Consider the following 14,042-nt stretch of genomic DNA (forward strand, 5'->3'; position numbering starts at 1 on the left):
CTAATTTTATTTATTTTGACCTAACTTATCAATTTTTATAATCCAAAAGGGAGAGTATAGCACTCCCCCATCAAAAATATTATTTTTTATAATTTTTTTCCATCCATATATTCATTTTTCTTCTTACTTCGTTTTCTTTCACTTCATCAAACATAGCATCATTTATAGCATATGTTTGAACTAAATCAGGAACTTCTATTGGATATTCTAAAAAATGACCATTTTTATTTTCAAAACCAATACTCATTATCTCATATTGATTGTTATGTTCATTAAGAACTACTCCATATTCGATTTCTTTATTGTTTTCATCATCTTTAACTATTTTAACATATTGATTTTTAGCAAGTTGATTTAACATTTTTTCACCTCTTTTATGATTTTACTTTTATTATTGCCATTTTATCGTCTTATATTTCTAATTATTTTATAATTCTCGTCATTTACTTGAATCAATTATATTAACTAGGTTTTGAGGATATGGTTAAAAAAAATTTGCTCAATGAGTTCATCATCGTTAAATCCTAGCGCATAAGTTTTTATAACTACAATCAAAGATAAAAAATGAACTTTTTCATTTATATATAATTTTATATATTTTTTCATATTAATTTATTTTTAGTATTCAATTTTTTCCTAAAAAAATATATATTATACTACCTAAACATAAAAATATATATAAAATAAAAAAGAGAGGTTCAAAACCTCTCTTTTTATTTAGCATATTCAATTGCTCTAGTTTCTCTTATTATACTTACTTTTATTTGACCTGGATATTCTAATTCGTCTTCTATCTTCTTAGTCATATCACGAGCTAATAAATGTATATCTTCATCGCTTACATTTTCAGGTTTTACCATTATTCTAACTTCTCTACCTGCTTGTATAGCAAACGATTTTTCTACTCCCTCATATGAATTAGCTATTTCTTCTAATTTCTCTAATCTTCTTATATATGCCTCTAGAGTCTCACGTCTAGCACCTGGTCTTGCTGCTGATATAGCATCTGCCGCAGTTACTAAAACAGCTTCTATTGTTTGCGGTTCATAGTCTCCATGATGTGTACTCATAGCATGTATTATTTCTTTAGATTCTTTATATCTCTTTAATAAATCCATACCTATTTCAACATGAGTACCTTCCATTTCATGGTCTACTGATTTACCTATGTCATGTAATAAACCAGCTCTTTTAGCTAATTTAACATCTGCTCCTATTTCTGCAGCCATTATACCTGCGATGTGAGCAACTTCTATAGAATGTTTAAGAACATTTTGACCATAACTTGTTCTGTAGTTTAGTCTACCTAATAATCTAATTAACTCAGGATGTAATCCATGAACACCTGTTTCAAATGCAGCTTGTTCCCCAAATTCTTTTATTATATTATCTACTTCTTTTTTAGCCTTTTCAACCATTTCTTCTATTCTAGCTGGATGTATTCTTCCATCTGCTATTAATTTTTCAAGAGCTATTCTTGCTACTTCTCTCCTTATAGGATCAAATCCTGATAAAATTACTGCTTCTGGAGTATCATCTATTATAAGATCTATTCCTGTTAATGTTTCTAAGGTTCTTATATTTCTACCTTCTCTACCTATAATTCTACCCTTCATTTCATCATTAGGTAAATTTACCACTGTAACAGTAGTTTCTGCAACATGGTCTGCTGCACATTTTTGAATAGCGTACCCTATAATTTCTCTTGATCTTTTTTCTGATTCTTCTTTAGCTTGAGACTCTATTTCTTTTATCATTATAGACATCTCACGTCTTACTTCTCTTTCTGCATTAGTTAAAATGATTTCCTTTGCTTTGTCTGAAGTTATTCCTGAAATATTTTCTAGCTTTTCTAATTGTCTAACCTTTATTTCTTCTACTTCATCTTCTTTTTTAGCTACATTTTTTAATTTATCACCTAAACTCATTTCTTTTGACTCTAAGTTTTGTAGCTTTCTGTCTAACACTTCTTCTTTTTGTATTATTCTTTTTTCAAATTTTTGTAAGTCATTTCGTCTTTCTTTGTTTTCTCTTTCAGCTTCTGTTCTCCATTTATGGATTTCTTCTTTAGCTTCTAATAACTTTTCTTTTTGAACAGTTTCTGAGTCTCTATGTGCCTTATCTATTATTTCTTTGGCTAAGTTCTCAGCTTGGCCAATTTTCGCTTCAGATATGTTCTTTCTTACAAAATATCCAGCTATAATACCTACGGCTGCACCTATTAAAGTCATTATGATCTCTATGACATCCACCTCCTTTGTTAATAATCCCAAAATGTCATTTCTAAACCTTTTTATCATTTTTATAATTACAAGTACATATATGATATGTAATTTCATTAAATATGCATAATATATCTTGCAATATCAACAAAATACTTTTATTTTTCTATTTCTAAAAATACTTTGCTATAAAATCAAATTTAGATATTTTATCTTTACTTAATTTTATAATTTTTTCTAACTCATGTCAAGTTAATAGGAGGTGTGTATTACTTTTATTATTCTAAATTTTCTAATGTATCTTCTTCTTCTGTCGCATTATCTTTATTTTCGTCTAATTTGTAATATGTTCTTACTCTTTCATCAATTTCAGTTATTAAATCTGGATTATCTGTTAAGAACTTTTTAACATTTTCTCTACCTTGTCCAAGTTTAGTATCATTATAGCTATACCATGCTCCAGATTTTTTGACTATGTCTGCATCTGCTGCTATATCTAATAAATCCCCAACTTTAGATATACCTTCTCCATACATTATGTCAAACTCTGCTTGTTTAAATGGTGGGGCTACCTTATTTTTTACTACCTTTACTCTAGTTCTATTACCAATAACTTTATCACCTTGCTTAATAGAATCAATTCTTCTAACATCAAGTCTAACTGATGAATAGAACTTAAGTGCACGACCACCAGTAGTTGTTTCTGGATTACCGAACATAATACCTACTTTTTCTCTTAATTGGTTTATAAATATCGCAACACAATTTGATTTTTTTATAGAACCAGTTAGTTTTCTTAAGGCTTGTGACATAAGTCTTGCTTGTAAACCAACATGAGAATCTCCCATATCTCCTTCTATTTCAGCTCTTGGAACAAGTGCTGCAACTGAGTCAACTACTATTATATCTATTGCTCCACTTCTTATAAGTGCTTCTGCTATTTCAAGAGCTTGTTCCCCTGTATCTGGTTGAGATATTATTAAGTTATCTATATCTACGCCTAGAGCCTTTGCATATACTGGATCAAGCGCATGTTCTGCATCTATGAATGCAGCTATTCCACCTTGTTTTTGAGATTCTGCAACAGTGTGTAAAGCAACCGTTGTTTTACCTGAAGATTCAGGTCCATAAACTTCTATTATTCTTCCTTTAGGCAACCCACCTATACCAACTGCTATATCTAAACCTATTGAACCTGTTGGTATAACATCTATTGCCATAGATGTAGCTTCTCCTAATTTCATTACTGAACCTTTACCAAATTCTTTTTCTATATTACCTAGAGCCTGATTAAGTGCTTTTAATTTATCTTGGTCTATACTCATATTTATCCATCCCTTCATCTATATAAAATTCAAACATTTGTTCTCTAACTTTCTATATTGATTATATATCAAATTTAAACCTACGTCAATTCTTAAAAATTTTATAATAATAAAATTACCACACCCATTTTATTTATAAACCTTTATAGATACTTTTATACATTTTATTAATATATTTACCCTTATTATTTTAACTTAATACTATTTAAATGATTTTATTAATATTTAATTTCATATAGTATCTCATAATAAATAAAAACAGCGATAACACTAACGTGCATCGCTGTTTTTTACTTTTTGCTATTTACTATTCATAAATAATTCTTTATTTTTATATAAATATTCCCATCCTGAGTATAAAGTTAAAAGAGTCGCTATTAATATTGATATATCACCTATAGTTGCTAACAATTGATTATTAAAGTTAGCTCCTAATAATAGTACTATTATAGCAATCATTTGAGTTATTGTTTTTAACTTTCCACCACCACTTGCTGCAATTACTTTTCCATCAGCTGCAGCAATTGCTCTTAGAATACTTACAGTTAATTCTCTTGCTACTATTATTATTACCATCCAACTAGCTACAAGCCCCATTTCTATCATACATGTTAATGCAGATATAACTAGTAACTTATCTGCTAAAGGATCCATAAACTTTCCAAAATCAGTTACTAAATTATATTTTCTAGCTATATGACCATCCATAGCATCAGTTATTGATGCCACAATAAATATTATGCATGCTATTAAAAACTTGTTTGGTATATTAAGTAGCATAGTTATTATGAATACTGGTATTAAAAATATCCTAAATAAAGTTAATTTATTAGGCAAGTTCATCAATTACATCTCCCATCAAATCATACTCTAATGCATTGTTGATTTTTACCTTTACAAAGTCACCTGCATTAAATTGCTTTTCAGACTTTGCATAAACTATACTGTCAATTTCCTCTGCATCCCCTTGTGTTCTTCCTATATATACTTTATCCTCTACTTGTTCTTCTATTAAAACCTCATATATATTTCCAACCTTAGCTGAATTTAGTTCTTGAGATATTTCTTGCTGAACTAGCATTAAAGCATCTCTTCTTTCAACCTTAATATCTTCGTCTAAATGATTCGGTAGTTTATCAGCAGCTGTATCTTCTTCCCTTGAGTATGCAAATGCTCCTAATCTGTCAAACTTTACTTTTTTGGCAAAGTCTATAACTTCTTTAAAGTCCTCTTCCGTTTCTCCAGGGAATCCAACTATTATAGTAGTTCTAATTGTTGCATTTGGTATATGTGTTCTTATCATTTCAATTTTAGATAATATATCCTCTTTAGTTGTTCTTCTGTTCATTAATTTTAATATTTTATTACTTGCATGTTGTATAGGCATATCAAAGTAATTACAAATGTTATCATATTTTTTTATAACCTTAACTAATTCCTCTGTTATTGACTCTGGATATGAATACATTATTCTTATCCATTTAAATCCGTCTATTTTTGCAAGCTCTTCTAAAAGTTCTGGTAACATCTCTTTCCCATATATATCACAACCGTACTTAGTTGTATCTTGAGCTATAACTACAACTTCTTTAACACCTCTAGATGCTAATTCTTTAGCTTCTTTAACTATATCTTCCATCTTTCTACTTCTGTATTTTCCTCTTAATTTAGGTATTATACAGTAGGTACAGTGATTGTCACATCCTTCTCCTATTTTTAAATAGGCCATATGGCTTGGAGTAGATATATATCTTGGAAGTTCTTCATTAAAAGCAAATTCTATATCATTTAAACTTACTATTTGCTTTTCTTCTTTTAGACCATTTATTATATCATCTATATTTTGATAACTTCCTGTTCCTACTATAGCATCTATTTCTGGTATTTCATTTTTTAATTCTTCAGCATATCTTTGAGCTAGACAACCTGTTACTATAAGAATTTTAAGATTTCCAGTTGTTTTATATTGTGCTAAATCAAGTATAGTATCTATTGATTCTTGTTTTGCTGATTCAATGAATCCACATGTATTTACTATTATTATATCAGCATCTGAAAAATCTCCAACTAACTTATAACCTTTTCTATTTAATATACCCATCATTATTTCTGCATCTACTAAGTTTTTTGAACACCCTAGTGATTCTAGTGCTATCTTTAACATTTTATTGCTCCTTCCGCTGCTGCCTTATGGAAATTGATTACTTCATCTAAAGCTTTATCCATATTGTCAAAATTTATAACTTTATTGTAAGTATATTTTTCTACCGAATGCATATATAAAGGATCATAGTACTCTACTAAATACTTTTCGACTAACTCCTCATATTTTCCTTCATCTAATAAATTTATATACTCATCAACTGTTTTATTTCCTAGTCTCTTCCTAAACTTGCTTATACAATCTTTTAAAACTTGTATGTTTTCTTCATCTTTTCCGTATATATAATCTCTACAAAGTCTTTTTACTCTATTTTCCAAACTACATTCTAATAGTAAATGATATCCATCTCTTATTATTCCTTCATAAATTTCATTTGGTACACAAACATGTCCAACTCTTTTACTTTCACTTTCTATAAATATATAATCAGTCTTAGAGAAATACAGATTTTCAAATATTTGACTTTCAAAACTCTTCTGAGATGGTGGTTTTTGATCAAATGTTATAAATCCAAAAGTAGACCCACTATTTTTAGCAATTCCTTCTAAATCTATTATATCTATTTTACCTTGCTCTAACATCTTCAATAAGTCTGTTTTTCCAGCTCCTGTTAATCCATGAACCACTATAAACTGTTTAGAATCCATTATATTCTTTAAGTAGTCTAACACAAAATTTCTATAAGCCTTATATCCGCCTTCAAGCTTATATACATTAACACCTAATGAGTCTAGTAAATTAACTACCGAACCACTTCTCATTCCACCTCTAGCACAATATACAACTATATTATCATATTCCTTTGCTAGTCGATTAGTTTCACGATATATGTCTTTTAACTTATATGACACATAATCAAATCCAATTTCTATAGCTTCATGCTTTCCTTGCATTTTATATATTGTTCCAACTTCATTATGCTCATTGTCTTTAAATAGAGGCATACTAAAAGAATTTAGTATATTGTCCTCTTCGTATTCTGATTCTGTTCTTACATCTATAAATATTACATTTTCAAGCTTAAGTGCCTCTTCAACTTTAATTGTCTTCAATTTTTATTCACCTTCTAAATTTTGTAAGTCTTGTTTGCTAATTAAAACTTTTCTCGGTTTACTTCCTTCACTTTGACCAACTATTCCTCGTTCTTCCATAGAATCTATTAATCTTGCCGCCCTATTAAATCCTATTTTGAATTTTCTTTGCAGCATTGACGCTGACCCTTGTCCACTTTCAACTACAAATTCTATAGCTTCACTTAGTAATTCATCTTCATCACTAGATTTAGCTATTGTAGCCTTAGAAATAGTTTCCATTATTTCTTCTTCATATTTTATTTCTTCTTTGACTTGACTCTTTACAAAGTCTATGACTCTTTCTGATTCACCCTCTGAGATAAATGCACCTTGAAGTCTTACTGGTTTTGCTGCCCCTAATGGGTAGAATAACATATCGCCCTTACCAAGTAACTTTTCAGCTCCACCCATATCAAGTATAGTCCTAGAATCTGTTTGAGATGAAACTGCAAATGCTATTCTTGATGGTATATTCGCTTTTATAACACCTGTTATAACATCAACAGACGGTCTTTGAGTTGCTACAATTAAATGCATTCCAGCAGCTCTTGCCATTTGTGCCAGCCTACAAATGTAATCTTCAACATCATTTGCACTTGCCATCATTAAATCTGCAAGCTCATCTATTATTATTACTATCTTAGGTAACTTTTCTTCTGATTTTTCATTATAACTTGTTATGTCTTTTACTTGTGTATCTGCAAATAATTTATATCTTCTATTCATTTCTACAACTGCCCAGTTAAGCGCACTTGCTGCTTTTTTAGGATCAGTAACTACAGGTATTAATAAATGAGGTATTCCATTATAATTAGCAAGTTCAACTACTTTAGGATCTATTAATAATAATTTTACTTCATCCGGTTTAGCTTTATATAGTATAGAACTTATTAATGTATTTACGCAAACACTTTTTCCTGAACCTGTTGATCCTGCGATAAGCATATGAGGCATTTTTGAAATATCCCCAATTACAACTTTACCACTTATGTCTTTACCCAGCGCCATTGCAAGTGGAGAATCAAACTTTTTAAACTCTTCACTTTCTAATACTTCTCTCACAGATACCATTTGAGCGTGTTCATTTGGAACTTCTATTCCTATTGCGCTTTTTCCAGGTATTGGAGCTTCCATTCTTATACTTTTTGCGGCTAAACTTAACGCTATATCATCAGTTAAGTTAACTATTTTACTAACTTTAACACCAGGGCTTGGTTGTATTTCATATCTAGTTATAGTAGGCCCTACTGTAACTTGATTAACTTTAGCCTCTACTCCAAAGTCTGATAATGTCTTTTCTAGTAAAGATGCATTTTTTAATACTTTTTTCTTACCATTTTCATCAGTTTTTTTCTCTACTTTATTCAATAGATCAGCTGTTGGCATTTTATAATTTTCATAGTTAGCTTCTGGTTTTATGTCTATCATTTGAGTTTTATCTGGGTCATATGTTTTAGATGTTTTTATTGGTTGCTCTTTTACATCTTCACAAGGTGCATTGTTGAAACCTTGAAGTTCTTTTATAACTTCAAGTTCTGGCATACTTTGAGTTCCTTCTAGTATTTCCAGATATTCATCTTCTGCTTTATTAAATCCAACTATTTTTATAGTTTTATCATCTACTGAGTCTTCCATATCAATAGCAGGTTCTTCTTTTCCTTTTTTCTTTTTCATTGACTTGAAGAAACCTTCTTTTTGCATCATAGTATCTTCATCAACCTCATCTGTCATCATATCTAACGCTGATTTTTTAACATTAGAAACAGCATCTTTTAAACTTATATTTCCATTTTTAACTCCTGTTGTTTTAGCTTTTATATTTAGTATTAAATCTTTAACTGATATATTAAATATAAACATAGCTACTATAATAAGAGCAAATATACTTATCATCCAGCCCCCAGTTATACCAAACATTTTGCTTATATAATAAGTTATTGTTGTAGATATTAGTCCAGGACCTTCACCATTTACACCCATTTCCATTACTGGCTTTAGCATTTCACCACTTAACGGGCTATCTACTGGTAAACTTCTAGCATTTAATAATCCATAGAATATAAATATAAATAAAATTCCTACATAATAAACCTTAGTATTTTTTAATCTATATATATATTCATTACCTTCAAAAAATCCAAGTATACCTGTTATTATAACTATAAATGGGATAACTATAGAAAGTGCTCCAAATAAGCCTTTAAATAGTGATTGCATCATATTACCTATAAATCCCATAGAACTTGAATTTAAACTATATAATAAAAATATACCTATAAATATGGTTACTAAGTTATGATATTCTGCATTAAAGCTAGATTTTTTACCTTTTTTCTTACTTTTTTTCTTTTTCGCCACCCATCTCACCTCTTACTTTTTTATTTAGTTAACCCAATCACAGCAAAAAGTGTTAATGCCTTAACACTAACACTTTTTACTGTATTTTTTAATTATATCATAGAATATATTATTTAAACAAATCTTATTTGTTATCTTTAAGGTTCTGACTATTTTCATCCGATTCTTTTATTAATTCTTTTAATTTAGCAAGAGCTTCTTTTAAACCACCAACTTCATTTATTAATCCACAATCTACAGCCTCTTTACCTATTAGAACACTACCAACATCACTTACTAATTCATCTTTTGAGTGCATGATTTTTTCTAATTCTCCTCTTTCAATATCTGATGTTCTTATTATAAATTGAACAATTCTTTCTTGCATTTTTTTGAAATACTCAAAAGTTTCATTTACACCTATAACTAAACCATTTGTTCTAATAGGATGAACTATCATTGTCGCTGTTGGAGCTATAAACGAATAATCTCCAGCTGTTGCAAGAGGTACACCTATACTATGACTTCCACCTAAGACAAGTGTAACTACTTTTTTAGATGTACTATTTATTAATTCTGCCATAGCAAGACCTGCTTCTACATCTCCACCCACTGTATTTAGTACTATTAGTACTCCTTTTATTTCTGGATTTTCTTCTATTGAATAAAGCATTGGTATTATATGCTCATATTTAGTAGCTTTTTTTTGAGGATTTCCAATAAAATGTCCCTCTATTTCACCAATAATAGTTATACATTGTATTTCTTTAGACGATTTCTGAGGCATTTCTGGAACTCCCATTTGCTTTACATCTTGAATTTCTGGAGTTTCATTTTTAGATGATTCATCAGTCTCACTTTTTATTAAAGTTTGTTTCTTTTCTTTGCCTTCAAATTCTATGTGATTATTATAATTAATATTGTTATCGTAATATCTCATATGTAATACTCCTCTCAAAATTTACTTTCAATTTATTTTTACCAAATCAGCTTAAAAAATTCATTTATCCAAAATTTAGGTAAAATAATTTAATTTTCTTAATTATTAATATTGAAAGTGTAAAAGTATTACTGAGATTATAAGTTATTTAGAATTTTATTTATTTTAGATAAAATTCGTTGTGAATTGCGTGTATAGCTTTTGACATGTCTTCCTTTTTAACTAGACATGATATTGTCATGCTAGAATCTGATGTTTGAAGTAATTGTATTTTCGATTTTGATAGTGCTCTTACTACTTTTGCCATAACACCAGGTGTTCCACTTATTTTGGCACCTATTAATGTCACTTTAGCACAATCTTTATTTATTTTATACTCTATACTGTATTTTTTTAATATCTCTTCTAACTCTTCTATCGAATCCTCTTCCACAACAAATGATTTTTCCTCTATGAAAAAGTTTATCATATCTATACTTATATTTTTATTCTCTATTTGATTTAATATCTTACTAAAAGTTTCTTCATCTGATTTAACTTTTACTTGAGCTACTTTATCTCTATGTGCAACAGCAGTCATTAAACTGTTTTCTTTTTCATATTCTACAACCTCTGATATACAATCTAAACAAATTTTAGTTCCTTCGCAGCTTGGATTTAATGTATTTTTTATAGCTAATGTTATATTTGCACTTTTAGCTAATTGAACTGCTCTTGGATGTATTACTTTTGCGCCTTTATCTGCCATTTGAAAAACTTCTTCATAATCTATACATTTTAAAACTTTGGCGTCTGGTTCAACCCTTGGATCAGCTGTCATTATTCCATCTACATCAGTATAAATTTCAACTACATCACAACCTAAAGCCTTTCCTATTGCAACTGCAGATGTATCACTTCCTCCTCTACCTAGAGTTGTTATTTCTCCATATTCAGTAGCACCTTGGAACCCTGCTATTACAACCACTTTATTTGTTTCTAACTCTTTAAATATCCTTTGAGGATTTATATCTATTATTTTAGCATTGGAGAAATTATCAGTTGTCATTATACCAGCTTGATTGCCTGTTAAAAATATTGAATCAATTTTTCTAGCTTTAAGCATATTTACTAATATAGTTCCTGATATCATTTCTCCACAGCTCATTATCATATCTAGTTCTCTTTTTGAAGGTTCATTATTTATTTTATCGCATAAGCTTATTAACGTGTCTGTTGCATATGGGGCTCCTTGTCTTCCCATAGCAGATACTACTACAACTAAACCTAAACTTTCATTTGATTCTTTATAGCTTTTAATTATCTTACAAACCTCATTCATTTTCTCATATGATTCAACTGATGTCCCACCAAATTTTTGAACTAAGATTTCCATACTAACCCCCTAATAAATTCCGTCATATTCTATTATTATCATGTCATTACCTATTTTTCTTACGTTTCTCCATGGCACTTCTAAAACAGACTTATCTTTTCTTAACCCAAAGAACCCCTTTTCTTTAGGTATTAATAACGCTAGTATATCTCCTGTAGTTTCATCTAATATAAGGTCACATTCTCCAATTACACCTAATCTTTCTCCTGTAACTAAGTTAACTATTTCTTTACCTGCGATTTCAGATAAATTCATTTTTATCCCCCCAATAGTTTATCTCTTATAATTTTATATTTTCTACATCTTTTCCTACTATGCAAACCCCCAGTTTGTTTATATTAAATATTTTATCAATAACTGTTTTTATTGTTTCTTGATCAACATCATCAATAAGCTTTAATATCTCGTCGGCATCTTTTACTTTTTTATTTAAGAGCATAGATTTTCCGATAGACATCATCCTGCTGCTGGTACTTTCTAAACCTAATATATAGCTACCTTTTAATTGTTCTTTTGTTTCTTGTATTTCCTTTTCAGTAAGGTAGTTTTCTCTCATATGTTTAATTTCCTCTATAACTAAATTATATACATCCTCTAGATTTTCGTTACTCATACTAGCAAATATACCTAACTCTCCACATTTTCTATATAAGCTTTGAGATGAATATATTGAGTATACTAAGCTTTCTTCTTCTCTTATTTTTTGAAACAATCTAGAGCTTACGCTTCCTCCAAATACAGTATTTATTATAGCTAATGCATATACTTCTTTAGTATTTTCTACAGGAATCGCTTCTAAACTCATAGCTAGATTTACTTGTTCTGTATCTTTATTTTTAGTTATAAAACAGTTTTTAAACTCAGCTTTATTTACATGTACACTTACTTCTTTACCTTCCCATAAACTAAATTTATCTTCTATTTTTTTTACCATTTCTTCAAATTTAAAATTCCCTGATATAGCTATAACCGAATTATTTGGTATATAGTATTTTCCAAAATAATCTAATATTTCTTTTTGATTTATATCATATAATGATTTTTTAGTACCTATTATATTCATTCCAAGACCATCACCAGCATATATATTCTCAGTTAATAAATCATAAGCTAAATCTTCTGGTGAATCTTCATACATTTTTAGCTCTTCTAATATTACTAGTCTTTCTTTATCTATATCTTCTTTATCAAATAACGGATTTAAAATCATATCACTTAATACATCTATTCCTATATCAATATGAGAATCCAATAACTTAACATAATAACATGTGCACTCCTTACTTGTGAATGCATTTATTTGTCCACCTAAATTATCTATTTCACTAGCTATTTGTTTAGACGTTCTATTTTTAGTTCCTTTAAATAACATATGCTCTATAAAATGAGATACCCCACTCACTCTTTCTTTTTCTATTCTAGAACCAGCATTTACCCATACACCTAATGATATAGATTTTAAATACGGTATTTCTTCCCCTATTATTGTAAGTCCATTTTTTAATACATGTGTTTTATACATAACATCCTCCATCTTTTTGTCTTTCTTTAATATATGCTCTATTTACATCTATTTTCAATCTGTATAATTTACTATTTTTTTAGTAAATTATATTTAATTTCTATATAGTTCACAATTTAATTATGTAAATATATCACCTACATGTATTAAATTATAAGTTACACACTTTATTTATTCAACTACTACTATTTCAATTTAAAATATATCACTTAACTTGCCTGGTTTTAATCCTTTATCTCTTACTATTTGAATAATATCATCTATACATTCTGTTGTTGCCTTTGTAGGATGCATAAGTACTATACTATTATCTTGAATATCCTTTTTCTTAACTCTTTCTACAATAACGTCTGGCTCTTCTCTATATTTCCAATCTATAGTATCTACGTCCCATTTTATACAAGTGTATCCTAGTTCTTTTGCAGCCTTCATTGTACCTTCTCCAAAAGAACCCGATGGTGCTTGGAAAAATTTCGTTTCTTCTTTTATAACATCTTCTATTATTTTTTTTGATGTCTTTATTTGTTCCAAATTTTCTTCGTATGATAATTTTGCATAATCTAAATGTCTATGTCCATGATTTCCAATTTCATGACCTTGTCCTTTAATTTTAAGAAGTAAATCTTGATTTTTTTCTGCCCATCTTCCTGTCACATTAAAAGTTATTTTAACATCCTCTTTTTGTAAAACTTCTAATATTTTTTCTACATATTCACTTTCCCACCCAAGGTCTACGTTGCAAGTTAGTGCAACGTACCCACTTTCTACCTTTGTTCCTTGGTAATATGGAGCCTCAGTAGAATCAAATCTGTTAAATGTCGTAGTGCTATTACCTTTTTTAATCATAAATACAATTCCTAATACTACAAGCAATAATATTGCTAGTGATATAATTATTTTTTTAAGTTTTTTTTTATTAACTACCATCATTATCATTATGAATTCCTCCTAAAACTATTTATACATTTATGTAACCTGTACAATTTCATTCTCTATATATACTATTAGCTTGTTTATGTATTTATGACATTTAAAAACTTAGATAACCTTAACATATTACACATTTAACAATTAACATACGTTT

Annotated in this window: 12 protein-coding genes; all 12 read right to left on the reverse strand. The window is 29.0% G+C overall.

Features of this window, described 5'->3' with window-relative positions:
* Positions 1 to 79: 79 nt before the first annotated feature.
* The 12 genes from NWE74_RS07230 to NWE74_RS07285 all read right to left on the reverse strand — a co-directional run bounded on the left by NWE74_RS07230 (position 80) and on the right by NWE74_RS07285 (position 13,894).
* Positions 80 to 361: a hypothetical protein gene (locus NWE74_RS07230; protein ID WP_258242551.1), complete on the reverse strand. Its 282-nt coding sequence runs from the start codon at positions 359 to 361 to the stop codon at positions 80 to 82.
* Between the two features lie 352 nt (positions 362 to 713).
* Positions 714 to 2,231 (reverse strand): ribonuclease Y, encoded by a 1,518-nt coding sequence (gene rny / locus NWE74_RS07235; RefSeq protein ID WP_330666327.1) that lies wholly within the window; start codon positions 2,229 to 2,231, stop codon positions 714 to 716.
* 269 nt (positions 2,232 to 2,500) lie between these two features.
* Complete coding sequence (recA, locus tag NWE74_RS07240; protein WP_258242552.1) at positions 2,501 to 3,547, reverse strand: recombinase RecA; 1,047 nt, start codon at positions 3,545 to 3,547, stop codon at positions 2,501 to 2,503.
* Between the two features lie 300 nt (positions 3,548 to 3,847).
* Positions 3,848 to 4,390: a CDP-diacylglycerol--glycerol-3-phosphate 3-phosphatidyltransferase gene (pgsA, locus tag NWE74_RS07245; protein WP_258242553.1), complete on the reverse strand. Its 543-nt coding sequence runs from the start codon at positions 4,388 to 4,390 to the stop codon at positions 3,848 to 3,850.
* Positions 4,377 to 5,711 carry a 30S ribosomal protein S12 methylthiotransferase RimO gene (gene rimO, locus NWE74_RS07250; protein ID WP_258242554.1) on the reverse strand — a complete coding sequence of 445 codons (1,335 nt, stop codon included), beginning with the start codon at positions 5,709 to 5,711 and terminating at the stop codon, positions 4,377 to 4,379. The genes pgsA and rimO overlap by 14 nt, the downstream gene beginning before the upstream one ends.
* The gene (gene mnmH / locus NWE74_RS07255; RefSeq protein WP_258242555.1) at positions 5,705 to 6,763 is read right to left on the reverse strand and encodes a tRNA 2-selenouridine(34) synthase MnmH; all 1,059 of its coding nucleotides are present in this window, start codon (positions 6,761 to 6,763) and stop codon (positions 5,705 to 5,707) included. Before mnmH ends, rimO begins: the two co-directional genes overlap by 7 nt.
* Before the next feature lie 3 nt (positions 6,764 to 6,766).
* Complete coding sequence (locus NWE74_RS07260) at positions 6,767 to 9,142, reverse strand: DNA translocase FtsK (protein ID WP_258242556.1); 2,376 nt, start codon at positions 9,140 to 9,142, stop codon at positions 6,767 to 6,769.
* Positions 9,143 to 9,266: 124 nt separating this feature from the next.
* A complete protein-coding gene (locus tag NWE74_RS07265) occupies positions 9,267 to 10,061 on the reverse strand; it encodes a ClpP family protease (protein ID WP_330666328.1) in 795 nt (264 codons plus the stop codon).
* A 160-nt stretch (positions 10,062 to 10,221) separates the two neighbouring features.
* Positions 10,222 to 11,436 (reverse strand): aspartate kinase, encoded by a 1,215-nt coding sequence (gene dapG / locus NWE74_RS07270; protein WP_258242557.1) that lies wholly within the window; start codon positions 11,434 to 11,436, stop codon positions 10,222 to 10,224.
* 9 nt (positions 11,437 to 11,445) lie between these two features.
* Positions 11,446 to 11,691, reverse strand: coding sequence for a YlmC/YmxH family sporulation protein (locus tag NWE74_RS07275; protein ID WP_258242558.1), 246 nt, complete (start codon positions 11,689 to 11,691; stop codon positions 11,446 to 11,448).
* Between the two features lie 25 nt (positions 11,692 to 11,716).
* A complete protein-coding gene (locus NWE74_RS07280) occupies positions 11,717 to 12,958 on the reverse strand; it encodes a M16 family metallopeptidase (protein ID WP_258242559.1) in 1,242 nt (413 codons plus the stop codon).
* 195 nt (positions 12,959 to 13,153) lie between these two features.
* Positions 13,154 to 13,894 (reverse strand): polysaccharide deacetylase family protein, encoded by a 741-nt coding sequence (locus NWE74_RS07285; RefSeq protein ID WP_258242560.1) that lies wholly within the window; start codon positions 13,892 to 13,894, stop codon positions 13,154 to 13,156.
* Between the last annotated feature and the right edge of the window lie 148 nt (positions 13,895 to 14,042).

This window comes from Romboutsia lituseburensis, from assembly GCF_024723825.1.
GTDB lineage: Bacteria > Bacillota > Clostridia > Peptostreptococcales > Peptostreptococcaceae > Romboutsia_F > Romboutsia_F lituseburensis_A.

Bases quoted from the DNA above. Each gene is read 5' to 3' on its own strand.
- NWE74_RS07285 (WP_258242560.1), bottom strand. From the start codon at position 13,894: ATGATAATGATGGTAGTTAATAAAAAAAAACTTAAAAAAATAATTATA.
- recA (WP_258242552.1), bottom strand. From the start codon at position 3,547: ATGAGTATAGACCAAGATAAATTAAAAGCACTTAATCAGGCTCTAGGT.
- NWE74_RS07280 (WP_258242559.1), bottom strand. From the start codon at position 12,958: ATGTATAAAACACATGTATTAAAAAATGGACTTACAATAATAGGGGAA.
- NWE74_RS07230 (WP_258242551.1), bottom strand. From the start codon at position 361: ATGTTAAATCAACTTGCTAAAAATCAATATGTTAAAATAGTTAAAGAT.
- rny (WP_330666327.1), bottom strand. From the start codon at position 2,231: ATGACTTTAATAGGTGCAGCCGTAGGTATTATAGCTGGATATTTTGTA.
- NWE74_RS07265 (WP_330666328.1), bottom strand. From the start codon at position 10,061: ATGAGATATTACGATAACAATATTAATTATAATAATCACATAGAATTT.
- rimO (WP_258242554.1), bottom strand. From the start codon at position 5,711: ATGTTAAAGATAGCACTAGAATCACTAGGGTGTTCAAAAAACTTAGTA.
- NWE74_RS07275 (WP_258242558.1), bottom strand. From the start codon at position 11,691: ATGAATTTATCTGAAATCGCAGGTAAAGAAATAGTTAACTTAGTTACA.
- pgsA (WP_258242553.1), bottom strand. From the start codon at position 4,390: ATGAACTTGCCTAATAAATTAACTTTATTTAGGATATTTTTAATACCA.
- dapG (WP_258242557.1), bottom strand. From the start codon at position 11,436: ATGGAAATCTTAGTTCAAAAATTTGGTGGGACATCAGTTGAATCATAT.